Raw genomic sequence first — 25,110 nt, 5'->3', positions numbered from 1 at the left:
GTTGGATAGCAGCCGTTTGGTGCATAGGACAGTCTGCGGCCCGATCACAAGTTGGGACATTCTCCCCGCAGGGGCGTCGATCGATCGGATACCTCCGCCAGACGCATATGTAAGCGTCCACCTGCTGGAAGACGGCTCGGTTTCCGTCAGTACAGACCGCCCCTGACGTTGGCGCCGCCCTTGATGATCGAGCGGCGGGGGAACAGACAAAAGTACGGATGGGCTCGCAGGCGGGGCGAGTGGCACCCAGGTGGGCTGGAAGGGTGACAACGATACGACCCTGCGTGCTGAGAGCGGCACCAGGACAGCGGCGGAGTAGACATTGAGTTTTCCACATGTCAGGAGTACCCGGGAAATGTACAGATTCAAGGCCGAAGTCGTTTCCATGGAGGAAGATGACTACTGCATCGTAGTTGGCTTGGCCGACAGCTCGACGAATCCGTCTCGTTACGTGGTATTGCAGAACGCGAAGGCGTATGACGACCAGGACGAAGAGTTGGGCATGGCGCACGCCCATATCGAGGTCGGCGGAGGTCTTGAGCCTTGCTATGGCGGTCTGGTGCATATCTCTCTGCGGCGCATGGAGCTTGAGCTGTCTCTCTCCGAAAGTGCACAGAGGAAGCTTGGGATCACTGGTGGGATTGCAGTGACACTGAAAACGTTGGAAAACGGCAGCAAGCTGGAGGCCGCGTTGCGGAAAATCTGTGTTGCGGAGGGTATTCCGCTTGATCTGAACTCGTCTGGACGGGATTGAGTTCATGCTGTGCCGCACTGCCTGCGAGAGGCGGGCTGAGCGGGGACAAGAGGCAGCAGGTCCGGACAGGCGAATGTGTTCTGGCTCATTTTCAAAGCCGGGGGAGTGGCATGAAAGCTGACGAATTTGTATCCGCTATCCAGCGCTATGTGCTTGAATCATCCGTGGGTAGTACGATCTCGAACCTGGCGTATCCACCGGGCCGTCGGGTGGCCCCAGACCTGTTGGCACGGTCCGAATGGTTCAACAGCTTGTCCGCTGTAGAAGCCGACATGTTGCGAGCCGTTGCCGGTGAAGCTGCCCGTTCGGCGGTCTTCGGGTTTCTGGCGGTGCTTGATGGCACCCGTGTCATCGATTCAGAGAAAGGCACCTTCGAGCTTCACCATGTGGGTCGCGAGAAGCGCCTGGCGAATCCGTCTGGCATCGATCTACACGACCTGCTCGAATAGGTGCGGGATGCGCGCGCAGCACTGGCATGGAGCGTGGGACTGATGAAACTGAACTTCGTGGCGGACTGCGACTGGGAGTCGCATGTTGGCAGGATAAAAAGTCATTACGTAGAGCGCTCCGCCACATTCGAGTCCAGGAGCTACGGGAACGAAGTGGCTTCTGTGGCATTGCTTTTCGTGTGTCGAGATCCCGAGCTGGATTTCAAGCGAAGAGTGCAGTTTCGGCGAAAGAAGGCGGAGTTCTATACCGATGTGATGCTTGACCTGCCGACCATCGTTCCGCTCTCGATGAAGGAGAAAATGCGGTATGTCTCCCGCGAATTGCTTGAGCAGTTGGCGGAGCAACTGGGCAGGGTGAAGTTCAAGGACTTCGACCATGCAAGGTTTCTGATGGATCTGAAGGTATGGCTGGAGGACATCGATAGCCGTTACAACGGCCAATCGTCGGGTGCATGGCACTATGCCTCGGGCGAGGCGTCCTAGTCGCTCCGGAAGTCGCCGATGCTCACTTGCTGGTCAATTTTCTCAACGGAATGAGGGATCCATTGCAGCGCTATCTTTGTGATCTGGATGTAACAGGCAATCTTTCGGCGGGCCGCGATGTCGAGCAGCTGCTCCCCGATCGATATGAGTTGGATCAGCGTGTGATTCGCTTTGTCTCCATTGAGCAGGCCAATCTGAACGCCTGGAGGGTTCGTCTTTGCGAAGTATTTGACAATGGAGCGCCTGGCTTCATCGATGTGTACGAGTTCGAGGCGGTGGATCCGGATCATCCCTTTGGTACCGAGTGGACGTTTGATTCGGTTGACGGCGCCTTGAGGTTCGCGCGGGACGTGCTGAGGACCAGTCAGGGGCGCTATGTGAACCAAGGACTGATTCAAGACGAGTACAAGGACCGCTATCATCCGGAGTGGTGATACGCCTCTGGAACGAGTGGGCTATCCGCACATGAGTCAAGAATGCTCTGTGATCATTCTTTCAGATGGATGGACGAAGTTGTCATGAAGACACGCAGACTCATCTGGATTGCGCTGGGTATGTTGCCTGCAGCAGCAGGCTTCCCCGCAGGGAATCCACGCGTGGACTTTGTATCGAAAGCCTTCCGCGATGGAAGTTTCATCCCGCATGTCTATAGCGAGAGGGATTTCCTGCGCCGCTATGGTGATGGCGAGATGGTCGTGGACGCGGCAGGGCTGATACGGCGTAGATACCTGGATCCCACTACCCGATTGGAGGTGCTGATCACCTCCAACCCTGACGTGGCTCCGCAGTTCCGAACCATTGATGAGATCCGCGTTTCATCGATCAGCGCGGCGCAACCCACTGCAGGTAGAACCGAGAGCCTGCGCGGCGTGAAGCTGAAAGGCGTTGCGATGGGTGATCCGGCGTCCGAGGCCATCGGCACAGCACGCAGATATGGCCAGGGGAAGACAGAGCAGGCAACGCTGGGGGGCTTCGATGTCGAGCGCACCTGTGGGTTCTCGGAAGGTGGATCGAGCATTTGCTTCTACGCTCGGGATGGGAAAGTGGTTGCGATGGCGCTGGAGTTTGGCCCCTGACCAGTTGCTGTGCCGCATGCGGTGCAGGCACAGCGCAACCGTGAGCGTCAGCCTACGAGGGCACTTCAGCGCTGAGGTAATTGGTGGGAGCGGCCTGGCGGTGGGCTGGCGCCCCAAGCAGACACCGTTGCTCATCCAGCACCAACCCATTGAAGCGCCCAAACCGCGCCTCAACCCACGATGGCCCCGCACTCTCCACCAGCAATCGCCCCTGGCTCTGGTGCAGATCCAGCCACCGCTCGAAGCTGATGCGCAGACGCTCGATGTCCGGTGCCCTCCAGCGTGCATCGGCGGGCATGCGGATCAGCACGCGCGAGGGCGCGTTCTCCACCTCCATCACCAGCACGCCCTTGCAGCGGATCTCGAAGGACGTCGCCCCGGCATGGCGCGTGTGCAGTTCAAAACCCTCGTGGGCCTTCGCGGTCACGAAGCCGAGTGCATCACTGTGCAGCAGGCGGTAGTCGGCCGGCCGTAGCTTCTGGTAGGCCCAGACCTGATCGCCCGCTGGCTCGGGCCACTCTACCCACATCGCGCCGATCACCGCGATGCACACCGCCGCAGCGGCAAGGCCGTGCATCCTCATTCGTCACCCCGCACACAGGCAGAAAGGTCCGCGCCATAAGCGCGCTCAGTCCTTGGGTCGCATCCGCTCGTGGATGAAGGCGGTCAGCGCCAGATCGGCCATCACCAGCCCCTCCATTACCCGGTCGCCGACGTACTGCTCCGGCTCGCCGTTCTGGCGCGTGCGCTCGGCCGCCAGCAGGATCTCCTGCACGACGCGCTGGCCGGTGAGGGCGCAGTCGGCGTCGGACAACGCCATCTGCCGGCCACGCAGGTGATGGCGCTCAGGCCACGGCTGGCCATCGGCCGCAGCGCCCGCGCCGATGGCGCGCAGGATGGCGATGAGGCTGTTGGGGTCCGGGGCCGGAGCGGCCGAGGGCGCTTGCTGGATCGGGCGCGGGGGAGGGGAGTGCGGCGTGGTCATGGCGGGCTCCGTGCATGCAGGCGGACGCCGCCACCGATAAAGGTGGCGGGCAGAGCGTGGCTCGAAAACCGGATGTTGGGAACCGGCGGGTACAAGACCCCCACGCCCCGCCCGCCATAGCCGGCAGACGGATTGCCAGCCGGCACCACGCGCGGTGGTGCCGGCTGGCAAGCGCAAACTACTTCCCAACAAAACGGGCTTTCGAGTCCCGACCACCGATGCACGGTGGCGCAGTAACGATTACCTGCTGTTGTTCGGAATGCCAACGGGTGGGGGGCAATGCCGCCAAAACCCGAGACGCTTTTGGCATTGTCGCATAGCACCGGAAGCGGCGAGAGCCTTGGCGTGCTTGGCGCAGCGGGACTTCTGGAACGGAGTCGTCAGAACCTTCCGTCAGAGATGTAGGGCGCGGCAAATGCGACAGCATTGGTCCGACGGTCGCTGATGGATGCCGCGTATTTCGCCTCCATGCGTGAGTGACTTTCTGCCTATTGACCCCGTGGGGCGTCACGCAGAATCTGACTACTGCTGTAGTCACCAGGAACTGTCCTGCCCGCAGCAGGAAGGTTCTGCGGCGTTTGAACGGACTCCACCCACTGGCGCAGGCCGCTACAAGGATCACTGTACGTGTTACGCCGCAATCGACTTCTTCTGTCTGCGGGTCTGCTCCCGCTTCCGTGGCTCCTGTTCTGGACCAGCGTTGCTGCCCTGTTCGCGCCGGGCTACAACCCGCTTGCTCAGCACGCCAGCGAGCTGCTGCAAGCGCCCACGCTTGCAAGCATCTGCGGCAGGATCGCCGCCCTCGGCTCCGGCGTGGGCTTCGTGGGGTTTGCCATCGGGATATGGCGGGAGTCCGGCCGGCGGATTGCCGTAGGCGCAATCTGCTGGGCGATCTTTGGCATCTCCATGCTGACCAACGGGCTCTGGCCCATGGGCCACCCGATGCACGGCTTCTACACCATCGGTATCGCCAACATCATTGCACCGGCGATGTCGCACATCGAACTGAGCGCGTGGTCGGCCAACCGAAGGGCGTACGCCGTGACCGCTGTGGTGAGCATCGCGGGGATTGTCTATCTCTGGTTGAACGTGGTGGGGGCGGATCCGGAGGGATTCAGGGGGCTGACACAGCGCCTGTTCTCGTCGATCAACTCGCTGTGGCCGTTCCTGGTTGCGCTGTACCTGCTGCGCAGGGATTCAAGCGCGCTGAAGGCGCAGGCTGCGCATTGATGGGGGCGCGCGACAGGAACATAGAGGGCCGAACAAGGACTTCTCGATTCTCCGGCCCCAGCTCAAGGTGATCTTCTCGGGATTCATGCCAGTGTGCTCGCTGTTCAAGCCGTGGATGCTCTTCAACCATCTGTTCCTTGATGCTGGCACCACGGGTGGCAAGAGGGGGAAGGTCGTGCGCGCCTTCTGCTATAAGTAGCGCAACCGCGCCCAGAGAAGGCTCTTGCGATTGATGCCCGCTCTTCGCTGAATGCAAACGTGCCGGCGCCAGACAACGCGACCCGGAATGCTAGAGGCCGCTCTCGATCCGAAGCGGACGTTCGTCCCCTTCAGCCCTACGCGACACCTGCCAGTCCAGTGATTCGTCTACCTGAGGTTCTTGGTTCTCAATGATCGATCTGCCTTGTCCATCGTGTGGCTTCCTGACCCTGGAAGACGTCTACGGGTCCCATGCCATATGTCCGATCTGCAACTGGGAGGATGACGGAGTGCAACTTGCCAACCCCACATCCACCGGCGGAGCCAACGGCGAGTCTCTGGCGCAAGCGCAGCAGAATGCTCTTTCCAGTTTCCCCCTTGGCGTCGAGGTCGCAAGCGGCTTTCGCCGCGGATCTGGCTGGCGCCCTTTGTCCAGCACGGAGATCGGGCACTACGAAGCTCTAAGGGGCGGCAATCACTGGCACAGCAAGAGTGTCTCGTACGAGAAGGAGGCTTACTGGTCGATGCTGGGCGTTCTTTCGATCTGAAGCACTTCGCGGCTCAACTCATGGCGTTCGCGAATGTCCACCACTGGCCGAGAGCGGACATTGGCTCGCGCAGGGTATTTCCTGTGGATCACTGACCAGCCAGCGACCCGTAGCGGACATGGCCCAAATGTCTTGAACGTGGATTTCGCGGGGCTTCTGATCCTATGCCTGGATCTGGCCAATGCGCCGGCTTGATGGCCGAACCCAGCCGCCCTAGGATCGCGCTGTATCAGGGGAAAGTACGCCACATGGTGCTTTGTGGGCAGGTCGTATGACCGGATCCAAGGGTCCATCCATCAGGGAGTCAGGTCCCATGAGAAACATGACAGTGCTCCTACTCGTGCTTGCGATTGCCAGCCCAGCTGCAGTCGCGGCGGATCGCCCTTCGGCACAGGCCGTGCTCAATCGCGTTGCCAACGAAGGGGGGCGCAAGGTGCTTTGGGACCTGTGGCAGCACGAGCGGGAGTTTGGGCAGGTCACCGCTGGCATCGAGTCAGGCGATCCTGCATGGCTTGAGGTTGCGGCTGCGCTAAAGCCGTTTTCAGATGCGGGCGCCTCGCTATCCATCAATTACGCGGTAGCCCGTGCATTGCCCAAGACGCCAGAGCGGGTCTTGGCATTGACCACCCAGGGATTCAAGGTCGAGGACATCTGCACATCGCCGTTCATCGAGCCAGATCCGGGAGTCGCGGAGGCGTATGAACGACGTACGCTTGCGGCACTTTCACGACTGAAGGGCACATCGGTTGCGTCCGTTGCGGCAGAATGCGCGGCGCAGGTCCGCCTTCCGGATGGGGCTTGATGATTTTTACGGCTGGGCTTTTTGGACATGTTCAAGTAGGGACCGGCCAGCCCTCCGTTTGAGCCCAAGCCGATTCCCCCGGTTCGGCCTATTCCGAAGCTGCTGTCGTCCGGTTCCGGCCGGAATCTGGCATCAACGAGGCCTACGCACTGGAATACGTTCCGAAAAGGACAGCTGGATTCCCATGGCAGCATTCGATCATTCCCTGGTAACCCTCCGATTCTTCGGCGACGACCTCCTGCCCGAAGAAGTCAGTGCCTTGCTCGGAGCGACTCCAACCGCATCGCATCACAAGGGCCAGGAACTCATAGGCAACCAATCAGGCACCGTGCGTATCGCCAGAACCGGAAGCTGGCAACTTGATGCGGCGCGTCGTGAGCCTGAAGATCTGGAAGCGCAGATCTTCGAGATCCTCGATCAACTCACCGGCGATCTCGCCGTATGGCAGGCTCTGGCACGCTTCCGGCCTGATCTGTTCTGTGGCCTTTTCATGGGCAGCAGCAATGATGGTGTCTCGCTTTCGCCTCGCACGCTGCTCGCCTTGGGTGAGCGCGGCATTGAGCTCGGGCTGGACATCTATGAAGCCGATGAAGAAGTGCGCAACGCCCAGCGCCAGCAGGCCATCAGTTGATGATCTCCCCACTCCCCGAAGCAACAAACGCCTTCAACTGCCGAACGAACTCCGCGTCGTAGGCTTCCCACTCCGTAACCTCCCCAACCACCCGCAACGGCTGCGCACTCCGATACGATCGCGTCGGGTTGCCGGGAAACTTCTTGTTGGTCACGTTCGGATCGTCTTCAAACGGCCCGGTCGGCTCCACCACATACACGCGCGGCCGCCCCTCACCGCGGGCCATCTCCGCAGCCAGCCCGGCGCCCTTGGCAATGGTGGTGAAGTAGATGTGGTTCATCACCACGCTGTCGCGATAGTTGGAGCGGAAGCCCGCGCTCAGCAAGTCGCCCACGGCCAGGTCAGCGCGGGTGCCGTGATAGAACGGCCCAGCCACCTGGTCGCAGGTGTCATGCGAAACGGGTGTCCAGTCGGTGTCCTGTGCCATTGCTGCTGCCCCTCTCTGTGCTGCCGGATCGACAGGCCGGCGAGTCTAGGGCGCCCGGTGGGCCTTGCTGCAAGGCCCCATCCGGGAAATAATCTGTAAACGGGAGGCGCAGTGCGCCTCCTTTTTTCATTCTGCGGCGCCGCGCCCTTCCAGCTCGCGCACGGCGGTTTCCAGCGCGTCCAGCTTCTGGCGGGTCTTCAGCAGCACGGCGCGCTGCACTTCGAACTCCTCGCGGGTGACCAGGTCCAGCTTGGCCAGGCCGGCCTGCAACGCGCTCTTGAAGGTGGCCTGCAGTTCCTCGCGCGATTCGCGCAGGCCCGGCGGCACCAGGTCGCTGAGGCGACGGGCGAGGTCATCGATTTGATTCAGGTCGATCATGGGGTGCTCCGTGGGGTGGGCCCGTGCATCCGGCGCGGGCAGGCCATTCGGGCACAAGGATACTGCCGGCACCCACTGCCCGGACAGGCCGCAGCGGCTTCGCACGGGCCGCGTTCAGGCGCTATCCTCCACGCCGGAAGACAGGAGATAGACGATGAAGATGGTCATGGCGGTGATCAAGCCGTTCAAGCTCGACGACGTGCGCGAAGCGCTGGCCGAGCGTGGGGTCACCGGGATCACGGTGACGGAAGTGAAGGGCTTTGGTCGCCAGAAGGGCCACACCGAGCTGTACCGTGGCGCGGAGTATGTGGTCGATTTCCTGCCGAAGGTGAAGCTGGAAGTGGCGGTGACCGATGACCAGGTGGAGGCGGTGGTTGAGGCCATCGTGAAGGCCGCCGGCACCGGCAAGATTGGGGACGGCAAGGTGTTCGTGTACGACCTGGGCAGCGTGGTGCGTATCCGTACCGGCGAGTTGGACGCGGACGCGTTGTAACCCGCTCGGCGGGATGTTGTAGAGCCGAGCCCATGCTCGGCTGCATTTCGCGCGATGCAGGAACAGCAGCCGAGCGCGGGCTCGGCTCTACAAAGAGCGGTAAAGCGGTCGAGCGAGCTCGACCCCTACCGCCGCTTGGCCCACTTGTAGAACCGCTTCCAGCCCTGGCGCACGGCGGCGACCCAGCCCGGGTCGGCCACCAGTGCGGCCTGCGCGGCGCTCGGCGCCTGGCCGGTCACGCGCTGGCGGATCTTCAGCAGGTTCTTCATGTCGCTGCGGCGCATCTGCCGGCTCAGCGGGCCGCGGCGCAGCCAGCGGGGTACGCGCCAGGCGGAGGTGAAATCCAGCAGGACCGGCACGCCGCCACTGACCACCACGTTGGTGCCATGCAGGTCGTTGTGGGTGATGCCGGCGGCGTGCAGGCGGCTGAGCGCGTGCTGCAGCTGCTCGAACACTTCATTGCCCACGGCCTGCGCGGTGCTCAGGGTCTGGCCCGGGATGAACTCCATACCCAGTGCCAGGCCACCGAGGGTGCCGAGCAGCGCGGGGGCATGCTTCCAGCCGCCGAGGCGCTGCAGCATGCGGGCCTCGCGGCGCACCATCAGTCGCGCGATCAGCGAAACGGGAGTGCCGCGGTAGCGGGAGTAGTCCTTGATGACCGCCTCGCGCCCGTCCAGGCAGGTGCGGTAGACGTCGGGGGCCAGGAAACGTTCGCCGCGCTTGAGCAGCAGCGGGGAGGCGGCATCATTGCCGCAGGAGGAGGGGGGAAGAGCAGGAAGATGCATGTCGGGGTCTCGGACGACCCGGTGGGTGGCGCAAAGCGTCAAGCGAACCGGTGTTACAGGGAGTTACTAAGTTTTCGTTAATTTTAGTACTCGCCAGTTCGCTATTCCACGATTTGTCGGAGAAATGTCGGGGTCGTGGCTGGAACAGTTCGTCACGCAGAATCGGACAATTCCGTCTCACTTATAAGGATTGCCCCGCTGGATCAATGAGTTGGGCGCGCTTCCAGCCCATTCATCGGCGGCGCGCTGAACGCCACGCACGTCCAGCTTGACCCCGGCGCGCGCCCTGCCGACCATAAGCTGTTAACCCGCGACATCGGCGGCCGCCCCCCTCCGGCACGTCCCCGTCCCCTGCCGCGTTCCGAACCGGTGCTGGCCGCCTGGCCGTGCATCGCCCCGTTTCCCGTTCCGGCCGCGGCTGGAGGAAAGTGCTTTGATCATCAAAATCGTCATTGCAGCGCTGTTCGTGGCCTGCGTGCTGTACATCCACTTCCGTGGCAAGGTCCGCGCGCGCTGGTCGCGCCAGCTGCTGGACCACTCCAGTTTCATGGCCCCGATCAACGTGGTCATGTACATGTTCTCGAAGGTGCCGACCACGCCGTTCCTGGACCCGGGCAAAGAGTTCCCGCAGCTGGAGCCGCTGCGCCAGAACTGGCAGATGATCCGCGACGAGGCGCTGGCGCTGCGCGACGCGCAGAAGATCGCTGCCTCCAGCACGTTCAACGATGCCGGCTTCAATTCGTTCTTCCGTCGTGGCTGGAAGCGCTTCTACCTGAAGTGGTACGGCCCGTCGCACCCGTCGGCGAAGACGCTGTGCCCGAAGACCACGGCGCTGATCGAGTCGATCCCGGACGTGCGTGCGGCGATGTTCGCGCAGCTGCCACCGGGCAGTGAGCTGCGCCCGCACCGCGACCCGTTCGCTGGCTCGCTGCGCCTGCACCTGGGCCTGAGCACGCCCAACGACGATGCCTGCTACATCGAAGTGGACGGCATCAAGAAGAGCTGGCGCGACGGCGAGTGGATGATGTTCGACGAGACCTACATCCACCATGCGCACAACGAGACGCAGCAGGACCGGGTGATCCTGTTCTGCGACATCGCCCGCCCGCTGCGCTTCGGCCTGCCGGGCCTGTTCAACCGCGCGGTGGCGGCCACGCTGCTGGCCGGTGGTGCATCGCCGAACCTGCCGGGTGACCCGACCGGTGGCGTCAACAAGGCGTTCGGCAGTGTCTACAAGGTGCGCCTGAAGGCCAAGGCACTGCGCGAGCGCAGCGTGGTGGCCTACCAGCTGATCAAGTGGGGCCTGGTGGTGGCGGTGATTGCGGGCATCTGGGCGCTTTGACTGTAGAGCCGAGCCCATGCTCGGCTGGGTTTACCGCAACCTGTCCGAAGAGCAGCCGAGCGTGGGCTCGGCTCTACAGAAAGCAGAAAACCCGCGCTGTCGCCAGCGCGGGTTTTTGTTTGGATCAACCCTTCAATGCCGCCTGTACGAACGGCGGGGTCACCAGCACGCCGGTGTGCAGCGCGGCGGTGTAGTACAGGGTGTTGAAGGTCTTGGCGGCCGAGTCGGCCTGGCGGAAGTCGAAGCTGCTGTCGCCCTTGCGCGCCATGGTCACGCTCCACCAGCCGGTGGGGTAGCACGGCTGCGGGAACGGCAGGGTCTTGAACGAACCGAAGCCGGCCTTGCCCATCTCGGTGCGCATTTCGTTGATCAGGTCCAGCTGCATCAGCGGCGATTCGGACTGCTGCACCAGGATGCCGTCGTCCTTCAGGGCCTTGAAGCAGCTCTCGTAGAAGGCCTTGTTGAACAGGCCTTCGCCGGGGCCGACCGGGTCGGTCGAATCAACGATCACCACGTCCACGCTGCCGGCCGGGCAGTTGGCCATGTAGGCTACGCCGTCGTCGAACAGCAGCTCGGCGCGGGCGTCATCGTTGGAGTCGCACAGTTCCGGAAAGTGCTTGCGCGCCATCACGGTGACCTGCTCGTCGATGTCGCACTGGGTCACGCTCTCCACGCCGCTGTGCTTGAGCACTTCGCGCAGGGTGCCGCAGTCGCCGCCACCGATGATCACCACGCGCTTGGGCGCAGCGTGGGTGAACAGCACCGGGTGGCTGATCATCTCGTGGTAGAAGAAGTTGTCCTTGCTGGTCAGCATGATGGCCCCGTCGATGGTCATCAGGTTGCCCCAGTCGGTGGTCTGGAAGATCTCGATCTTCTGGAACGGCGACTGCACCTCGTCCAGCTTGCCGGTGATGCGGTAGCCGATGGCCGAGCCGGTGCGCTCGAAGTGTTCGATGTACCAGTTGTTGCTGTCAGTCATTGGAAAACAGTCCTGTTCGGAGGGGTGGAGCCGGGCTGGCGGGCGGGGCCGCGTGGCACAGATGCCACATCCGGACGGATCGGCCCGTTCAGGTTGGAACCTGTCACGGGCGCGGGCGCGCATGATAACGAACCTGTGGGCATATAGGCGTTATCATGCCCCCCCTTTTATTGCCAACAAGGCCGACTGAAATGACCGATTGGTCCCTCGACCAAGCCCGCAAGACCTACTCGATCCCGCATTGGGCGGACGGTTACTTCGACGTGGATCAGGCCGGGCACATGGTGGTGAGACCGACCGGGGCGGACGGCCCGGTGGTATCGCTGCCCAAGGTGGTGGACGCTGCGCGCGCGGCCGGTGCCAAGCTGCCGCTGCTGGTGCGCTTCCCGGACATCCTCGGCCAGCGCCTGGGCAAGCTGCAGGCGGCCTTCGCCCAGGCCCAGCAGGACTGGGAGTACAGCGGCGGCTACACCGCGGTGTACCCGATCAAGGTCAACCAGACCCGCGGCGTGGCCGGCACCCTGGCCAGCCACCACGGCGAAGGCTTCGGCCTGGAAGCGGGCAGCAAGCCCGAACTGATGGCCGTGCTGGCGTTGTCGCGCCCGGGTGGCCTGATCGTCTGCAACGGTTACAAGGACCGCGAGTACATCCGCCTGGCCCTGATCGGCCGCAAGCTGGGCCTGCAGACCTTCATCGTCATCGAGAAGCCGTCCGAGCTGAAGCTGGTGCTGGAAGAGTCCAAGGCGCTGGACGTGAAGCCGGGCCTGGGCGTGCGCATGCGCCTGGCCTCGCTGGGTGCCGGCAAGTGGCAGAACAGCGGTGGCGACAAGGCCAAGTTCGGCCTGTCGCCGCGCCAGCTGCTGGACCTGTGGAAGTCGCTGCGTGACACCGAGTACGCCGACTGCCTGAACCTGCTGCACTTCCACATGGGCTCGCAGATCTCCAACGTGCGCGACATCGCCAACGGCATGCGCGAAGCCACCCGCTACTTCGTGGAGCTGTCGCGCCTGGGCGCGAAGATCACCCACGTCGACGTGGGTGGTGGCCTGGGCGTGGATTACGAAGGTACCCGTTCGCGCAGCTTCTGCTCGATCAACTACGGCCTGCATTCCTACGCCAGCAACATCGTGCAGCCGCTGGCCAATGCCTGCGAAGAGTTCGGCCTGACCCCGCCGCGCATCGTCACCGAGTGCGGCCGCGCAATGACCGCGCACCACGCGGTGCTGATCGCCAACGTGTCGGAAGTGGAAGAGGCACAGGAAGGCCGCGTGCCGGACCAGCACGACGACGAGCCGGCAGCGATCCGCCACCTGCGCGAGATCCACGACGAACTGGACGTGCGCCCGGCGGTGGAACTGTTCCAGGAAGCGCAGCATTTCCATGCCGAAGGCCTGGCCAGCTACGCGCTGGGCCAGATCGATCTGCCGCAGCGTGCGCGCATCGACGACCTGTTCTACGCCATCGCCCACGGCGTGCGCGCGCGCCTGAGCTACGACGAGAAGAGCCATCGCCCGGTGCTGGACGAACTGAACGAGCGCCTGGTCGACAAGTACTTCGTCAACTTCAGCGTGTTCGAATCGATCCCGGACGTGTGGGCGATCGACCAGGTGTTCCCGATCGTGCCGATCGAGCGCCTGGATGAAACCCCGGACCGCCGCGGCATCATCGCCGACATGACCTGCGACTCGGACGGCATGGTGGAAACCTATGTCGAGAACGAGAGCCTGGACAGCTCGCTGCCGCTGCACAAGATGAGGCCGGGCGAGAGCTATCGCATCGGCTTCTTCATGGTCGGCGCCTACCAGGAAATCCTGGGCGACATCCACAACCTGTTCGGCGATACCGACGCGGTGGAAGTGCTGGCCGATGCCGATGGCTATGCCATCACCCAGCAGCGCCGCGGCGACACCACCGACGTGATGCTGGACTACGTGGGTTACCGCCTGGACGAACTGCGTGCGACCTATGCGCAGCGCGTGGCTGCAGCGCAGCTGTCGCCGGAACGCGCACAGGAACTGTCGGACGCGCTGGAAGCCGGCCTGACCGGTTACACCTACCTGTCCGACGAGCCGCTGGTGTGATGGACGGCACCGGGCCCGCCCGGTGCCACCGTTGCCGATGAGCGCGCGCGCGATCTTCCACCTGTTCCTGCATGCCGCCGTGCCAGCGTTGCTGGCATGGCTGTTCTGGCGCAAGCGCTTTGCCTCGGCATGGCTGCTGATGCTGCTGGGCTGGATCATCGACCTGGACCATCTGCTGGCCGACCCGATCTATGCACCGAACCGCTGCAGCATCGGGTTCCACCCGCTGCACACCGCACCGGCCATCGCGGTCTATGCCGGGCTGTGCGTGCCGAAGAAAACGCGGTTGTTCGGTATCGGTCTGATCATCCACATCGTGCTGGACGCGATTGATTGCTGGTGGATGCATCACCGTTGATTTGCAGCGAACACCTGCTCTGGTAGATGCCGACCTTGGTCGGCGCTCTTCGCGCTGCCTGTAGAGCCGAGCCCACGCTCGGCTGCGTTTCGCACTGCCCCGAGCCGAGCATGGGCTCGGCTCTACAACGGCGCATCCAGGTCGATCTATTGCTTGACGATGCCTGGCAACCACAACGTCGCACGCAGGCCCGGCTGCGCATTCTCCAGCTGCAACCGCCCGCCATAGCTGGCAGCGATATCGCCCACGATCGCCAGGCCCAACCCGCTGCTGCCTTCGCGCTCGTCCAGCCGCACACCACGCTGGGTGACGCGTTCCAGCGCGTCTGCGGCCAGGCCGGGGCCATCGTCGCGCACTTCGATGCGTAGCTGCCCTTCGCTGGTTTCCGCTTCGACAGTGACCTGCTGTTGCGCCCAGCGCCCGGCGTTGTCCAGCAGGTTGCCCAGCATCTCCTCCAGATCCGCACTGGCGCCGGCGAACTGCAGCGCCGGATCGATGCCTGCCGCCGTGAACGCGATGCCACGTTCGCCATGCACGCGTGCCATCAGCCGGCACATCGCCTGTGCGACGGCCGCCACGTCGGTGCGCTGGCGATGGTCGGCAGCCAGTCCTGCAGCCAGGTAACGGTCGACACTGGCCTGCATGCGCGCACTCTGCTCGCGCACGGTGGCACGCCAATGCGTGCCGTCGCTGTCAGCTTCGGTGGCCAATACGCTCAGTGGAGTCTTCAGCGCGTGCGCCAGATCCTGTGCACTGGTGCGCGCACGCGCGACCATGCGTTGCTGGTGGTCCAGCAGCGCGTTGAGTTCCTCACCCAGCGGTGCGACCTCCGCGCCCAGTCCCTGTGTGTCGATGCGCTGCGCATCGCCGCGACGTACCCGTTCCAGCTGCGCACCGAGGCGATGCAGCGGGCGCAGGCCGAAGTGCACCTGGCTGGCCAGCACCGCCAGCCACGCCGCGACCAGCACGCCCAGTGCGATGGCGGTGCGCTTGCGGAACGCGGCAACATCGGCATCCAGCGCGCTGCGGTCGGTGGCGACCACGGCCACGAACGGTTCGCTGGCGCGTGGCAGGCGCACCTGCTGCACGCGTGCACGGAGGAATTGTTGCAGCGGCCCGGGCAGATTGCGCGTGGCCGGCCCGGCGGCCTTCGCCGGCAGGGTTTCATCCCACAGCGAGCGCGACTGCAGCAGCACGTGGCCATAGGCACCGGCGATCTGCCAATAGGCACCGGAAAACACGCGCTGGAAGCGCGCATCATTGGGTTCCTGGCGCAGGCGCAACTGCCCGTCCGGGTCCACTTCGGCCTGTGACAGCAGGGTCAGCATGTCCTGCTGCAGTTCGTGGTCGAGGCGGTCGCGCGCGCTGCGCTTGAACAGCTCGCCCAGCAGAGCGCTGGCCAGCAGCGAGACCAGCAGCAGCCCGACGCCGCCGGCCAGCAGCAGGCGCCGCCGCAGCGACGGTTGCCGGTTCATGGCGCGGCCAGCCGCCAGCCCTGGCCGCGCACGGTCTGGATCAGGTCGATGCCGAGCTTGCGGCGCACGCGTCCGAGCAGCACGTCCAGTGCGTTGGAGTCCGGGTCGTGGCCGCCGTCGAACACCTGTTCGCCCAGCCGGTCGCGGCTGATCACCTGTCCGCTGTGGTGGATGAAGTAGCTGAGCAGGCGGAATTCCTGCGGACTCAGTGGCAGCGCCTGTCCATCCAGCTCGAAGCGGCCGGCGTTGACGTCCAGCTGCAGCGGGCCGCAGTGCAGGCACGGGCTGGCGTGGCCATGGCTGCGGCGGATCAGGGCGCGCAGGCGCAGCACCAGCTCATCGGCCTGGAAGGGTTTGGTGAGGTAATCGTCGGCACCGGCATCGAAGCCGGCCAGCTTGTCGTGCCAGCGCCCGCGCGCGGTCAGCACCAGCACCGGAAAGCTGCGGCCGTTGCCGCGCCAGCGCTCGATCACGCTCAGCCCGTCCAGCCCGGGCAGGCCGAGGTCGACGATGGCGGCCTGGAGGTCTTCGATCTGCCCGATTTCTTCGGCCTCGCGGCCGTCAGCGACCACCGCCACCACATAGCCGGCCTGTTCCAGCAGGGGCACCAGGCGCTGTGCCAGTGCGGCATCGTCTTCGGCCAACAGGATGCGCATCAGTCGTCGAGCTCCGTCTTCAGCAGCTTTCCGCTGCGCGCATCATAGTCCAGCTCCACCACCACGCCGTCGCCGCGCAGGATCTCCACTTCGTAGACGCCGTCGTCCAGCTCCACTTCCAGCAGCTGGCCGGGGTAGCGCTTGAGCGCATCGCGCACCACGCTCTCCAGCGGCACGTAGCGGCCCTGCTGCACGGCGCGACGCGCGACCTGCTGCGCCGGGTCCTGCAGGGGCGCGGCGGCGGTCGGGGCGTTGGCCAGGGCCAGCAGCAGGGGCAGGGGCAGGGTGGCGAGCATGCGGGTAAGGAAAGAGAGAGGGGTACAGGCGCGAGTGTGGCGGGAATGACTAACAGCCGGCTAACAGCCACGGCTAAGGCGCTGTTAACCGGGCCATGCATCGTGGCGTTGCCGGGATGGTCCGGCCACGAACAGGAGAACCCCCATGTTGAAGTCGCTCACCCTCGCCACTGTTGCCCTGCTTGCCGTCGCGCCGGCCGTACAGGCCGCGCCGCTGGGCATGGCCCAGGTTGAACAGACCCTGCGCAAGGCCGGCTACACCCAGATCCACGAGATCGAACGCGATGATGGCCTGTGGGAGGCTGACGTGAGCCGCGCCGATGGCCGCTTCAGCGAGGTCTACGTGGACCCGAAGACCGGCGAGATCTTCGATGAGCACAGCGGCCGCGCGCTGCTGACTACCGAGCAGGTGCTGGCACGGGCGCAGTCGCATGGCCTGCGCGAGATCCATTCGCTGGAACGCGATGGTGCTACCTGGTCGCTGGAAGCCCGCAATGCCCGCAACCAGAAGGTAGAGGTGCGCCTGAGCGGTCATGATGGCCGCATCCTGCACAGCGAGCGCGATGGCTGGCTGGATTGACGTTGGCCTCTGTAGAGCCGAGCCCATGCTCGGCTTTGCGGCCAACCGTAGCCGAGCATGGGCTCGGCTCTACAGGGGCTGGCTTACCAGCCGTACGGCGGCGGGTAATCCCAGCCCGGCCCGCGGCCGTAGTAGCCGCCATACGGGCCGAAGAAGCCCGGGCCCTTGCCCTCACTCACGTGGATGTTGAGGTTGACCCCGTGGGTCTTGCCTTCATCGGTGGTGTAGTTCTTGCTCAGGTTCAGCGTGGCCGCGTTGTAGTGGCTGTTGCCGCCGTTCTTCGAATAGCCGATGCCGGTGGTGAAGCTGCCGGACACCTTGACCTTGTCGTCGGTCACGTCGGCGATCTTCGCATCGTCGTGCACGCGCGGGCCGCTCTTGTCACCGTAATAGGTGCCGGGCGGGTCCTGCTGCAGGGCCGGGTCGTTGAGGTAGCGCATCGGCGCCTGCGGCAGCGTCAAGTCCAGGCCGGCAGCCTGCGGCGCAGTGGCGCCAGCGGCGGACTGGGCCAGCACGGTTCCCGGCAGGGCCAGGCACAGCAGCAGGGTCAGGGGGCGGATCATGACGGCGCTCCAGCGGACAGGTGGCCGCGCAACTCGCGGCGGTACAGGCCGACGCTAGCAGGGGTTGCTTGAATGATGCCTGTCGGCGCCCGCTTGCGGTAGAGCCAGGTCATGCCTGGCTGCACGCTACAACCGTTCGAACCCGAACAGCGATTCCAGCGCATGCCTGCGCCGCTCGATCCGGGCCCGCAGCAGCTGGGCGCCGATCATCGAATAAGTGATGCCGTTGCCGCCGTAGGCCATGGCGAAATGGACCCGCGGCCCCCACTGCGCGTGCGGGCCGAAGAAGGGCAGGCCGTCGGCGGTTTCGGCGAAGGTGCCGGCCCAGGAAAAGGCGGGTATCGGATCCAGTCGCGGGAACCAGTGCCGCAGCTGCTTCATCAGCTTGCCGGCCTTGCCATCAACGCGCCGGTCGCGCCGGGCGGGGATATCGATGGCGTCGTCCAGCCCACCCACCAGCAGGCGGCGGTCGCCGGTGGCGCGCAGGTACAGGTACGGGCGGGCGCTTTCCCACACCATCGTGTTGCGCAGCCTGCCGAGCACGTCCGCTTCGATGGGATCGGTGATGAAGGCATAGCTGCTGCGGTTGCGCGCAACCCGCTGTTCCAGCCACGACTGGTTGGCATAGCCCATGGCCAGGACCACGTGGCGGGCACGGACCGAGGCGCCGGCCTCGGTCATCGCGGTTACGCCCTGCGCGCCAGGCTTGAGCGTGTGCAGCACGGTGCGGTCGTGCACATGGCCGCCGCGGCGGCGCACTCGTTTGAACAGGCCGTAGGTGAGACAGTAGGGATCGACCCGCGCCGCCTGGCGGGTCAGCAGGGCGCCGCCGGCATCCACGTCGAAACGCTCGCGAAGCGCTTCGCGGTCCAGCCAGCGGGCATCCAGGCCGATGCTGCGCCGCGCCTCACCTTCGGCCATCAGGCGCGGCACGTCGCGATGGCGGCTGGCCAGGTACAGGCTGTCCATGCGCTGGAAATCCACGTCCTTCAACCCGCGTGCCACTTCGCCCAGTGCCGGGATTGCCTCCGCGCAGGCCCGGTACGCCCGTGCTGCGGCGTCTTGCCCGTAGCGTTCGGCCAGTTCGAGCAGATGGGTATCGATCTCGTACTGCAGCAGCGCGGTGCTGGCCGCCGTGCTGCCCCAGCCGATGTCACGCTGCTCGATCACGGCCACGTCATGGCCATGGTGGGACAGCTCGTCGGCAATCAGCGCGCCGGTGATGCCGCCACCGACCACCAGCACATCGCAGCGCAGATCCTTCTCCAGCGGGGGGAACGCCTGGATCAGTCCGTTGCGTACGGCCCACCACGGGTAACCGCTTTTCAGGTCCATGCGTGCGTGGGGCTCAGGCTGTGGGTTTGCCGGTATGTGGCGTCTGGATCAGTTCGGACAGATCGAAGCCCTGCAGGCGGGCCGCCGCCAGATAATGGTCCTGCACGGTCGCGTCCAGGCGCGGCTCGCGCGCCAGCAGCCACAGGTACTTGCGATCCGGGCTGCCGACCAGCGACACGCTGTAGTCCGGGGCGATCTGGATCACCCAGTAGTCGCCCTTGGCGAACGGCAGCCAGCGCAGGCCCTTGGGCAGGAAGCTGACCTCCAGCCGCGCGCTGTCGTTGTCGACAGCGCAGGCCTCGCCGGTGGCCTCTTCGATCTCGCCGTCCATGCGGCAGCGGTTGGTGACGCCGACGTTGCCGTTGTCGAGCAGGGTGTAGTGCGCCGATACGTCGGTGCAGCCTTCCGGCTCGTGGCGCATCGGCAGGCGTGCGATCTCGTACCAGGTGCCCAGGTAGCGCGGCAGCTTGAGGTCGGCGACGGTTTTCAGCGGCGGGTGCTCGGTCATCGGCGGTCGTGGCAGGGGTGGGCCTCCACGATGCCGATGGCCTTGCCATGGGCGGGTGAAGCCGGGGCGATGGCCGTGTCCAGAACGTTCCGTCGCCCCGGCGGAGCGCCCGTTGTCACCGGCCTGGGGGTATCCTGCCGCCAGCGCCGTGTTTTCCTGATCCAACCGAGGTGGAGGTGCCGATGTACCAGGTGATCCTGTTGAAGAGTGAATCTGCGTTCGCGCGCGAACAGTGGCCGCAGGTCGACGAACTGGTCGACTACGAAGGTGTGAGTTACAGCCTGCGCGCCGGCCCGCGCCAGCCGCTGCCGACCGACCACGACTGGCACCCGGTGGCGGTGTACGCGCCCGATGAGATCACCGAGGAAGAGTTCCAGGACTGGTATGCGCTGCAGCAGCCGACGGTGGAAGAGCTTCGGCTGAAGTACTGATGCGCGACGCTGGCGGGGCCGCCCATCCGGCCTTGACCGGCTCTGCCGTATAGTCGCGCGCAGGCGCGGTGGTCCGCGCGAACCGGTGTGGCTGCGTGTCTTCTTTCCTGCGATCGATCCGTGCACGGGGGCCCTGGTGGGTCCTGCTGCTGTGCACCGCCTTCCTGCTGTCCGCGCCGGTGCTGGCGCAGGATGAGGACCCCACGCCGAAGCAGCAGCTGGCGGATATCGATTCCAGCCTGAAGGATGTGGAGCGCAAGCGTGGCGATGCAGAAGCCACCGAGACGCTGGCGATGCTGTCCGAGAATGCCTCGCAGGCACGGCGCGATGCCGAGGCGCTGGAAAAGGCGCTGCAGCCGCAGCTGGACCGACTCAACGAACAGCTGGCGCAGCTGGGAACGCCGGCAGAAGGGGCCGCTGAGCCGCCGGAGCTGGCGGCGCAACGGCGCACCCTCACCAAGCAGCGTGACGGCTTGGCCGCTTCGGTGGTGCAGGCCAAGGCCAGTGCCGTGCGTGCGCAGCAGCTGGCGGCGGACATCGAGCAGCAGCGAACCGCGCAACGCACGGAAGAACTGGGCCAGAAGGTGGCCTCGCCGTTGTCGCCCGCGCTGTGGAGCAAGGTGGCCGAGCGTCTGCCGATCGATATCGCGCGGGTTGTGCCATTGGCCGGGCAGGGCCGCGATGCGCTGGTCGCCGGTATCCGCGCCCATGGCTGGGGCACGCCGTTGCTGGGCCTGCTGGCCGCGCTGGTGATGATGTTCCCGTTGCGGCTGTGGCTGCGCAGGCTGGGACGCCGCTTTGCTGCGTCCGAGCGTGCGCCCGATGGTCGCCTGCGCCGGTCCGGCCTGGCCATGTGGCTGCTGCTGGTGGGCACGCTGCTGCCCGGTTACGCCGTGGTGGTGCTGATGGCGGCGCTGGATGCCATCGATGCGATCGCGCCGCGCCTGCAGGTGGTGGCCGACGGCCTGGAGACCGCAACGTTCCGCGCGGCCTTCATCGCCGCACTCAGCGCCTGCCTGCTGGTGCCCAAGCGCCCGTCATGGCGGCTGTTGAACCTGGACGACACCGCCGCGCTGAAGCTGCGCAAATACGCCTGGGGCGCGGCGGCGCTGGCCTGGCTGAGCACGGTGCTGGTGGCCCTGGACCAGGCCACGCGCACCAGCGACGTCACCACGGTGGCGCTGGACGGACTGATTGCGCTGACTTACCTCGGCCTGATCATGGCCATGCTGGTGACCCTGGCGCGCCTGCATCGCCGGCAGACCGCCGAGGCCGAGGCCAAGCTGGAAGCGCAGGCCGATGGCGTGGGTGCAGCCACGCCGGTGCGCCGCAGCAGCTGGCTGGTACTGGCCCGGGTAGCGGGCAACATCGCGGTGGTGGCCGCCATCATTGCCACATTGCTGGGCTACCTGAATTTCGCCAAGTTCGTGAACCAGCAATTGATCGGCGGCAGCATCGTGGTGTTGGCCGCGACGTTGCTGTTCAAGTTCGTCGATGACCTGAGCACGTGGATGCTCAACGCCGACAGCAAGGTCGGCCAGACCATCCTGCTCAGCACCGGCCTGAGCGTATCGCGGCTGGAACAGGCGGGCGTGCTGCTGTCGGCAGCGCTGCGTACCATCGTCGTACTGATCGCGCTGCTGGCGCTGGTGGCACCGTTCGGCAACATCGGCGCGGTGGTGGAGCGCTTCACTTCACTGTTCACGACCGGATTCGATATCGGTGGCACCAAGCTGGCACCGGCGGGGATCGTGTTGGCGGTACTGGCGCTGCTGGCCGGCCTGGCGATCACCCAGCTGGTGCAGCGCTGGCTGACCGACACCTACCTGCCCAAGACCGAGCTGGACCTGGGCGCGCGCAATTCGGTGAGCACCGTTGCCCGTTACGTGGGCATCATCATCGCGGTGATCTGGGCGCTGTCGGCGATGGGGCTGCAGCTGAGCAAGCTGGCCCTGCTGGTCAGCGCACTGTCGGTGGGTATTGGCTTCGGCCTGCAGGTGATCACCCAGAATTTCGTCTCCGGCCTGATCCTGCTGGCCGAGCGCCCGGTGAAGATCGGCGACTGGGTGAAGCTGGGTGACCAGGAGGGCGACATCCGCCGCATCAGCCTGCGATCGACCGAGATCCAGGTGGGCGACAAGTCGACGCTGATCGTGCCCAACTCCGAGCTGGTCACCAAGACCGTGCGCAACATGACGATGGGCAACAACCAGGGCCGCATCCAGATCCAGTTCGCGGTGCCGCCCAGCACCGATGTCGGCAACCTGCGGCAGGCGCTGCTGGACGCATACACCGCGCACACCAACGTGCTGAAGCAGCCGGCGCCGACGGTCTACATCGACAGCATTGCCGGTGGCCAGATCACCATCAACAGTTTCGCGTACGTGGCCAGCCCGCGGCAGGTGTATGCAACCCGCAGCGATCTGTACTTCAGCCTGCTGCAGATCCTGGCCGAGCGGAACATTCCGCTGTCGACCCCGACCGACATCCACATCATCCGCGACCCGCAGGAGTAGGGGTTGTGTTGCAGGGCTGCGCCCTGCACCCGCGGTAGTGCCGGCCGCTGGCCGGCAACTTCAACAGCAACAGCAACAGCAACAGCTGATTTCCTGCGGGATGGCGGGGTGGGTCCGGTTGCGGTAGACGCCGTAAACCCCCAGGCCGGCCCAGCCCCTGGCGGCTGTGCGTTCGGGCGCTTGCGAAGCAGTGCTTCGCAAGCAAAGCGCCCTCACCCATGGGGGCTTGGCCGCGGCATCCATGCCGCGGACACTCCCGCGACCGGACCCACCCCGCCTTCGACAGTTTCCCGCGATCTGTCGGAAATGCTCTTGGGGTCAGATCCGTTTTCCGGAGGAAAACGGATCTGACCCCATCTTGATTTTCGATATCTGACAGAGTGTGTCGACCAAGGTCGACACCGCCCCGCCAAACCACGGATTGCACGCTGTTGCCGTTGCTTCTGAGGTTGCCGGCCAGCGGCCGGCACTACCACGGGTGCAGGGCGCAGCCCTGCAAAACCCTACCCCCGTGGTCGGCTGCGCGAGGGCACCAGTGCGAACGTATCCACCGCCAGCTTCTCGGCATGGTTCAACCACGCGCGGATCTCCAGATCATCCACTTCGTGGTCCAGCCCGAACGACACGTTGATCTTGCCGTCGGCATCGGGCTGCACCCACTGCTGGGCCAGCACCACCTTGCGCTGCGAGGACACCGCCTCGATCCAGAAACCGCGATCCGGGCGCGTGCTCGCCACCAGCTGCAGCATGTACTGGCCGGCACGGGTGCGGCGGCCCTTCTGGGTGATCATGTGCGCCTGGCGCACGCTCGGGCGCGGGCCCTGGAATGCGTCCAGCGGTGCATCGACCGCGATGCCACCGCGCAGGTCGTTGTCGCGGTACAGCTTGATGCCGTTGTCGCGGTTGACGAGCAGGGCACACCAGTCGCCGTCGGCCGAGCCGTCCTCGAATGCGGTGCAGCGATCAACATAGGCCAGCGTGTTGTCCGGATCCGCGTCATCGAACTGGCGCGAGGTGTTCTCCAGGTAGACCGACTTCAGCCCCCAGTCCTTGTCGTACTCCAGCAGCACCGGTGGCTGCACGTGCTGCAGGCCGACCACCACCTGGTCATCGCCATCGATCTTCAGTTCGCGGGTCGGTTCGCCCAGCCACAGTGAGCGGGCGAAGGCCAGGTACTGCGGGTAGTCGCGGCCACCATCGCGCCGGGCCGCCACGCTGGCGCTGGGTGCGCGTTGGCTGTCGATCAACGAGCGGCCAAAGCCCATCGTCTTCAGGTTCGGGTCCAGCAGGCTGAGCAGGGTGGCACCCGAATCCAGGGTGGTGCCGGCGTCGGCGCTGAGCTGCTGCGGGGTAATGCCATCGCCCAGGAACAGCAGCAGGTTCTCGCGCTTCTGCCGGGTCAGGATGTGGGTCAGATCGTTGGGCATCGCCAGGTGGTCGGAGGCGATCACGATCAGCGTGTCCTTGCCGTACGGGCTGGCCTGGATGCGCTGCACCAGCTGCGAGATCAGCCGGTCGCTGCACTTGAGCGCGTTGAGCATGTTGATGTTGCCGTACTGGCTCTGGTAGCGCTCGCCCTTGCACGATACCGGCAGGTGGCCCGCCGGGTGGTGGGTGTCCATGGTCAACGTGGTCAGCATGAACGGTGAACCGGCGCGCGAGAGCTGTTCGAAGCGCTGGTAGGCGGTGTCCAGCAGCACGTCGTCGTGCACGCCCCAGGCCGAGTAGTGGATGCGGCCGATCTTCTTCTGCTGCTTGAACCAAGCGAGGTCATGCACTTCATCGAAACCGTGGCTGGCCAGGAACTGGCCCTTGCCGGCGAACTGGCCGTTGGCACCCCCCAGATAGTGGTTGGTGTAGCCCTGCTGCTTCAGGTAGTCGCCCAGGCAGACCGCCTTGGGCAGGAAGCTGCCCATGCGGTCCATGCTGTTTTCATCGCCCTGCGAGGTGGTCAGCGGCACGCCGCACATCGACGACACCAGGCCGGCGATGGTCCAGCCGCTGCCTTCGGCCGAGGCCAGCCCACGCACGTCCAGCGACTCGGACGCCAGGCGGTTGAGGTTGGGCATCAGGCCGGGAAACACGGCCTCGTCCAGATAGGTGCGTTCCAGGCTTTCGCCGTAGATCCAGACGATGTTGCGCGGGCGCTGCAGCGGCTGCGTCGGCACCTGGTACTCAGGGGCGATGCGGGCGAAGTCGACCGGGCGCAGCTGCTGGTACAGGCGCTGGCCGTCACGGGCCAGCGGGCTGATCATGATCGTGGCCACCCACACGGCCGCGAAACCGGCGAACAACGCGCCACCGTGGCCGGGCCGGCGCCAGCGCTTCACCCGTGTGGCGAACAGTGGCAGCAGCGAGACCAGCGCCAACACGATGAAGCCGGCGATGTAGCCCTTGAAGTCGGAGACACCGGCACCTTCCATGTCGGCGCCGAGGTGGTACAGGGTGGCGGCATTGAGCCCATCACCGGACAGCTTGTCGATCAGCCACCACGCGCTGAGCATCAGCAGCAGCAGCGAGAACGCGCCGGCCTTCCACCACACCCACTTGTCGGACGCGAGGAACAACCAGCACAACAGCAACAACGACAGCAGCAGTATCCAGAGCATAGGCAGCTTCGGCAGTGACGGGGTGGTGGTGATGGACGTCGTACCGACGCGTGTCCATCCGACCGGCGCTGCCGCAAGCACATGCATGTGACAGGCCGATGACCCGATAGTGCATGCACGAACCTGACTGAAATGTTTGTTG

Annotated in this window: 29 protein-coding genes; 16 read left to right on the top strand and 13 right to left on the bottom strand. The window is 65.1% G+C overall.

Annotated elements, in window-relative coordinates; translation table 11 throughout:
* Positions 1–355: 355 nt before the first annotated feature.
* The 5 genes from AC5P56_RS02735 (at position 356) to AC5P56_RS02715 (ending at position 2,762) form a co-directional block, all read left to right on the top strand.
* Positions 356–754 carry an Imm10 family immunity protein gene (locus tag AC5P56_RS02735; RefSeq protein ID WP_111190760.1) on the top strand — a complete coding sequence of 133 codons (399 nt, stop codon included), beginning with the start codon at positions 356–358 and terminating at the stop codon, positions 752–754.
* 110 nt (positions 755–864) lie between these two features.
* A complete protein-coding gene (locus AC5P56_RS02730; RefSeq protein WP_134971898.1) occupies positions 865–1,203 on the top strand; it encodes a hypothetical protein in 339 nt (112 codons plus the stop codon).
* A 42-nt stretch (positions 1,204–1,245) separates the two neighbouring features.
* Complete coding sequence (locus AC5P56_RS02725; protein ID WP_049441965.1) at positions 1,246–1,686, top strand: Imm44 family immunity protein; 441 nt, start codon at positions 1,246–1,248, stop codon at positions 1,684–1,686.
* Between the two features lie 62 nt (positions 1,687–1,748).
* Positions 1,749–2,120, top strand: coding sequence for a hypothetical protein (locus AC5P56_RS02720; RefSeq protein ID WP_197639947.1), 372 nt, complete (start codon positions 1,749–1,751; stop codon positions 2,118–2,120).
* Between the two features lie 69 nt (positions 2,121–2,189).
* Positions 2,190–2,762 carry a hypothetical protein gene (locus AC5P56_RS02715; RefSeq protein WP_288496591.1) on the top strand — a complete coding sequence of 191 codons (573 nt, stop codon included), beginning with the start codon at positions 2,190–2,192 and terminating at the stop codon, positions 2,760–2,762.
* 52 nt (positions 2,763–2,814) lie between these two features.
* On the opposite strand, the gene AC5P56_RS02710 is transcribed toward AC5P56_RS02715, so the two are convergent.
* On the bottom strand, positions 2,815–3,345 hold the full coding sequence (locus AC5P56_RS02710; RefSeq protein WP_288496592.1) for a cold-shock protein: 531 nt from the start codon (positions 3,343–3,345) through the stop codon (positions 2,815–2,817).
* 45 nt (positions 3,346–3,390) lie between these two features.
* Positions 3,391–3,747: a hypothetical protein gene (locus AC5P56_RS02705; RefSeq protein WP_288496593.1), complete on the bottom strand. Its 357-nt coding sequence runs from the start codon at positions 3,745–3,747 to the stop codon at positions 3,391–3,393.
* Positions 3,748–4,374: 627 nt separating this feature from the next.
* On the opposite strand from AC5P56_RS02705, the gene AC5P56_RS02700 reads away from it, so the two are divergent.
* The 4 genes from AC5P56_RS02700 (at position 4,375) to AC5P56_RS02685 (ending at position 7,156) form a co-directional block, all read left to right on the top strand.
* Positions 4,375–4,977: a DUF998 domain-containing protein gene (locus AC5P56_RS02700; RefSeq protein WP_288496594.1), complete on the top strand. Its 603-nt coding sequence runs from the start codon at positions 4,375–4,377 to the stop codon at positions 4,975–4,977.
* A gap of 389 nt (positions 4,978–5,366) precedes the next feature.
* A complete protein-coding gene (locus AC5P56_RS02695) occupies positions 5,367–5,723 on the top strand; it encodes a CPCC family cysteine-rich protein (RefSeq protein WP_032958808.1) in 357 nt (118 codons plus the stop codon).
* Positions 5,724–6,036: 313 nt separating this feature from the next.
* Positions 6,037–6,525 (top strand): hypothetical protein, encoded by a 489-nt coding sequence (locus AC5P56_RS02690; RefSeq protein WP_126411453.1) that lies wholly within the window; start codon positions 6,037–6,039, stop codon positions 6,523–6,525.
* Between the two features lie 184 nt (positions 6,526–6,709).
* Positions 6,710–7,156, top strand: a complete 447-nt coding sequence (locus AC5P56_RS02685; RefSeq protein WP_288496595.1) for a DUF4279 domain-containing protein — start codon at positions 6,710–6,712, stop codon at positions 7,154–7,156.
* Here the strand turns inward: AC5P56_RS02685 and arr are convergent.
* Positions 7,149–7,583, bottom strand: coding sequence for an NAD(+)--rifampin ADP-ribosyltransferase (gene arr / locus AC5P56_RS02680; protein ID WP_014648712.1), 435 nt, complete (start codon positions 7,581–7,583; stop codon positions 7,149–7,151). The two genes, AC5P56_RS02685 and arr, sit on opposite strands and share 8 nt — an antisense overlap.
* 126 nt (positions 7,584–7,709) lie before the next feature.
* On the bottom strand, positions 7,710–7,961 hold the full coding sequence (ubiK, locus tag AC5P56_RS02675; RefSeq protein WP_005419983.1) for a ubiquinone biosynthesis accessory factor UbiK: 252 nt from the start codon (positions 7,959–7,961) through the stop codon (positions 7,710–7,712).
* A gap of 154 nt (positions 7,962–8,115) precedes the next feature.
* Here ubiK and AC5P56_RS02670 point away from each other — a divergent pair, with 154 nt between their 5' ends.
* Complete coding sequence (locus AC5P56_RS02670; RefSeq protein ID WP_005411374.1) at positions 8,116–8,454, top strand: P-II family nitrogen regulator; 339 nt, start codon at positions 8,116–8,118, stop codon at positions 8,452–8,454.
* 125 nt (positions 8,455–8,579) lie between these two features.
* Here AC5P56_RS02670 and AC5P56_RS02665 read toward each other — a convergent pair whose 3' ends face one another.
* Positions 8,580–9,239, bottom strand: coding sequence for an RIO1 family regulatory kinase/ATPase domain-containing protein (locus AC5P56_RS02665; protein ID WP_049406658.1), 660 nt, complete (start codon positions 9,237–9,239; stop codon positions 8,580–8,582).
* Between the two features lie 436 nt (positions 9,240–9,675).
* Here AC5P56_RS02665 and AC5P56_RS02660 point away from each other — a divergent pair, with 436 nt between their 5' ends.
* Positions 9,676–10,581: an aspartyl/asparaginyl beta-hydroxylase domain-containing protein gene (locus AC5P56_RS02660; RefSeq protein ID WP_032954620.1), complete on the top strand. Its 906-nt coding sequence runs from the start codon at positions 9,676–9,678 to the stop codon at positions 10,579–10,581.
* Positions 10,582–10,705: 124 nt separating this feature from the next.
* On the opposite strand, the gene speE is transcribed toward AC5P56_RS02660, so the two are convergent.
* Positions 10,706–11,560: a polyamine aminopropyltransferase gene (gene speE, locus AC5P56_RS02655; protein ID WP_014648709.1), complete on the bottom strand. Its 855-nt coding sequence runs from the start codon at positions 11,558–11,560 to the stop codon at positions 10,706–10,708.
* 191 nt (positions 11,561–11,751) lie between these two features.
* Between speE and speA the strand changes: the two genes are divergently transcribed.
* Both speA and AC5P56_RS02645 read left to right on the top strand, forming a co-directional pair.
* Entirely contained in the window at positions 11,752–13,641 is a 1,890-nt protein-coding gene (gene speA / locus AC5P56_RS02650) for an arginine decarboxylase (RefSeq protein WP_014648708.1), read from the top strand.
* Positions 13,642–13,678: 37 nt separating this feature from the next.
* Entirely contained in the window at positions 13,679–13,999 is a 321-nt protein-coding gene (locus AC5P56_RS02645) for a DUF6122 family protein (RefSeq protein ID WP_005411369.1), read from the top strand.
* A gap of 146 nt (positions 14,000–14,145) precedes the next feature.
* On the opposite strand, the gene AC5P56_RS02640 is transcribed toward AC5P56_RS02645, so the two are convergent.
* From AC5P56_RS02640 to AC5P56_RS02630, 3 genes are read right to left on the bottom strand one after another with little or no spacing between them, the layout of a single operon-like run.
* On the bottom strand, positions 14,146–15,474 hold the full coding sequence (locus AC5P56_RS02640) for a sensor histidine kinase (RefSeq protein WP_288496596.1): 1,329 nt from the start codon (positions 15,472–15,474) through the stop codon (positions 14,146–14,148).
* A complete protein-coding gene (locus AC5P56_RS02635; RefSeq protein ID WP_134809386.1) occupies positions 15,471–16,130 on the bottom strand; it encodes a response regulator transcription factor in 660 nt (219 codons plus the stop codon). The genes AC5P56_RS02640 and AC5P56_RS02635 overlap by 4 nt, the downstream gene beginning before the upstream one ends.
* Complete coding sequence (locus AC5P56_RS02630) at positions 16,130–16,426, bottom strand: PepSY domain-containing protein (RefSeq protein ID WP_134809387.1); 297 nt, start codon at positions 16,424–16,426, stop codon at positions 16,130–16,132. The genes AC5P56_RS02635 and AC5P56_RS02630 overlap by 1 nt, the downstream gene beginning before the upstream one ends.
* A gap of 145 nt (positions 16,427–16,571) precedes the next feature.
* Between AC5P56_RS02630 and AC5P56_RS02625 the strand changes: the two genes are divergently transcribed.
* Positions 16,572–17,006, top strand: a complete 435-nt coding sequence (locus AC5P56_RS02625) for a PepSY domain-containing protein (RefSeq protein WP_032958820.1) — start codon at positions 16,572–16,574, stop codon at positions 17,004–17,006.
* Positions 17,007–17,089: 83 nt separating this feature from the next.
* Here AC5P56_RS02625 and AC5P56_RS02620 read toward each other — a convergent pair whose 3' ends face one another.
* The 3 genes from AC5P56_RS02620 to AC5P56_RS02610 all read right to left on the bottom strand — a co-directional run bounded on the left by AC5P56_RS02620 (position 17,090) and on the right by AC5P56_RS02610 (position 19,412).
* A complete protein-coding gene (locus AC5P56_RS02620) occupies positions 17,090–17,569 on the bottom strand; it encodes a hypothetical protein (protein WP_014038776.1) in 480 nt (159 codons plus the stop codon).
* Between the two features lie 126 nt (positions 17,570–17,695).
* Positions 17,696–18,904, bottom strand: a complete 1,209-nt coding sequence (locus tag AC5P56_RS02615) for an NAD(P)/FAD-dependent oxidoreductase (protein ID WP_288496597.1) — start codon at positions 18,902–18,904, stop codon at positions 17,696–17,698.
* Between the two features lie 13 nt (positions 18,905–18,917).
* A complete protein-coding gene (locus AC5P56_RS02610) occupies positions 18,918–19,412 on the bottom strand; it encodes a lipocalin family protein (protein WP_032958822.1) in 495 nt (164 codons plus the stop codon).
* Positions 19,413–19,594: 182 nt separating this feature from the next.
* Here AC5P56_RS02610 and AC5P56_RS02605 point away from each other — a divergent pair, with 182 nt between their 5' ends.
* Both AC5P56_RS02605 and AC5P56_RS02600 read left to right on the top strand, forming a co-directional pair.
* Positions 19,595–19,843: a hypothetical protein gene (locus AC5P56_RS02605; protein WP_014648700.1), complete on the top strand. Its 249-nt coding sequence runs from the start codon at positions 19,595–19,597 to the stop codon at positions 19,841–19,843.
* A 95-nt stretch (positions 19,844–19,938) separates the two neighbouring features.
* Complete coding sequence (locus AC5P56_RS02600; RefSeq protein ID WP_288496598.1) at positions 19,939–22,359, top strand: DUF3772 domain-containing protein; 2,421 nt, start codon at positions 19,939–19,941, stop codon at positions 22,357–22,359.
* 503 nt (positions 22,360–22,862) lie between these two features.
* On the opposite strand, the gene AC5P56_RS02595 is transcribed toward AC5P56_RS02600, so the two are convergent.
* Complete coding sequence (locus tag AC5P56_RS02595) at positions 22,863–24,968, bottom strand: phosphoglycerol transferase I (RefSeq protein ID WP_126411443.1); 2,106 nt, start codon at positions 24,966–24,968, stop codon at positions 22,863–22,865.
* Between the last annotated feature and the right edge of the window lie 142 nt (positions 24,969–25,110).

The sequence above is a fragment of the Stenotrophomonas sp. YJH_SMC_131 genome, from assembly GCF_059367975.1.
The sequence above is the reverse complement of the archived record's forward strand: the minus strand, read 5'-3'. Positions and strand labels throughout refer to the sequence as shown.

What these genes read in the sequence shown, in the direction of transcription:
- AC5P56_RS02735 (WP_111190760.1), top strand. Translation starts at nt 356, where the DNA reads ATGTACAGATTCAAGGCCGAAGTCGTTTCCATGGAGGAAGATGACTAC.
- AC5P56_RS02730 (WP_134971898.1), top strand. Translation starts at nt 865, where the DNA reads ATGAAAGCTGACGAATTTGTATCCGCTATCCAGCGCTATGTGCTTGAA.
- AC5P56_RS02725 (WP_049441965.1), top strand. Translation starts at nt 1,246, where the DNA reads ATGAAACTGAACTTCGTGGCGGACTGCGACTGGGAGTCGCATGTTGGC.
- AC5P56_RS02715 (WP_288496591.1), top strand. Translation starts at nt 2,190, where the DNA reads ATGGACGAAGTTGTCATGAAGACACGCAGACTCATCTGGATTGCGCTG.
- AC5P56_RS02710 (WP_288496592.1), bottom strand. Translation starts at nt 3,345, where the DNA reads ATGAGGATGCACGGCCTTGCCGCTGCGGCGGTGTGCATCGCGGTGATC.
- AC5P56_RS02705 (WP_288496593.1), bottom strand. Translation starts at nt 3,747, where the DNA reads ATGACCACGCCGCACTCCCCTCCCCCGCGCCCGATCCAGCAAGCGCCC.
- AC5P56_RS02695 (WP_032958808.1), top strand. Translation starts at nt 5,367, where the DNA reads ATGATCGATCTGCCTTGTCCATCGTGTGGCTTCCTGACCCTGGAAGAC.
- AC5P56_RS02690 (WP_126411453.1), top strand. Translation starts at nt 6,037, where the DNA reads ATGAGAAACATGACAGTGCTCCTACTCGTGCTTGCGATTGCCAGCCCA.
- AC5P56_RS02685 (WP_288496595.1), top strand. Translation starts at nt 6,710, where the DNA reads ATGGCAGCATTCGATCATTCCCTGGTAACCCTCCGATTCTTCGGCGAC.
- arr (WP_014648712.1), bottom strand. Translation starts at nt 7,583, where the DNA reads ATGGCACAGGACACCGACTGGACACCCGTTTCGCATGACACCTGCGAC.
- ubiK (WP_005419983.1), bottom strand. Translation starts at nt 7,961, where the DNA reads ATGATCGACCTGAATCAAATCGATGACCTCGCCCGTCGCCTCAGCGAC.
- AC5P56_RS02670 (WP_005411374.1), top strand. Translation starts at nt 8,116, where the DNA reads ATGAAGATGGTCATGGCGGTGATCAAGCCGTTCAAGCTCGACGACGTG.
- AC5P56_RS02665 (WP_049406658.1), bottom strand. Translation starts at nt 9,239, where the DNA reads ATGCATCTTCCTGCTCTTCCCCCCTCCTCCTGCGGCAATGATGCCGCC.
- speE (WP_014648709.1), bottom strand. Translation starts at nt 11,560, where the DNA reads ATGACTGACAGCAACAACTGGTACATCGAACACTTCGAGCGCACCGGC.
- speA (WP_014648708.1), top strand. Translation starts at nt 11,752, where the DNA reads ATGACCGATTGGTCCCTCGACCAAGCCCGCAAGACCTACTCGATCCCG.
- AC5P56_RS02645 (WP_005411369.1), top strand. Translation starts at nt 13,679, where the DNA reads ATGAGCGCGCGCGCGATCTTCCACCTGTTCCTGCATGCCGCCGTGCCA.
- AC5P56_RS02640 (WP_288496596.1), bottom strand. Translation starts at nt 15,474, where the DNA reads ATGAACCGGCAACCGTCGCTGCGGCGGCGCCTGCTGCTGGCCGGCGGC.
- AC5P56_RS02635 (WP_134809386.1), bottom strand. Translation starts at nt 16,130, where the DNA reads ATGCGCATCCTGTTGGCCGAAGACGATGCCGCACTGGCACAGCGCCTG.
- AC5P56_RS02630 (WP_134809387.1), bottom strand. Translation starts at nt 16,426, where the DNA reads ATGCTCGCCACCCTGCCCCTGCCCCTGCTGCTGGCCCTGGCCAACGCC.
- AC5P56_RS02625 (WP_032958820.1), top strand. Translation starts at nt 16,572, where the DNA reads ATGTTGAAGTCGCTCACCCTCGCCACTGTTGCCCTGCTTGCCGTCGCG.
- AC5P56_RS02620 (WP_014038776.1), bottom strand. Translation starts at nt 17,569, where the DNA reads ATGATCCGCCCCCTGACCCTGCTGCTGTGCCTGGCCCTGCCGGGAACC.
- AC5P56_RS02615 (WP_288496597.1), bottom strand. Translation starts at nt 18,904, where the DNA reads ATGGACCTGAAAAGCGGTTACCCGTGGTGGGCCGTACGCAACGGACTG.
- AC5P56_RS02610 (WP_032958822.1), bottom strand. Translation starts at nt 19,412, where the DNA reads ATGACCGAGCACCCGCCGCTGAAAACCGTCGCCGACCTCAAGCTGCCG.
- AC5P56_RS02605 (WP_014648700.1), top strand. Translation starts at nt 19,595, where the DNA reads ATGTACCAGGTGATCCTGTTGAAGAGTGAATCTGCGTTCGCGCGCGAA.
- AC5P56_RS02595 (WP_126411443.1), bottom strand. Translation starts at nt 24,968, where the DNA reads ATGCTCTGGATACTGCTGCTGTCGTTGTTGCTGTTGTGCTGGTTGTTC.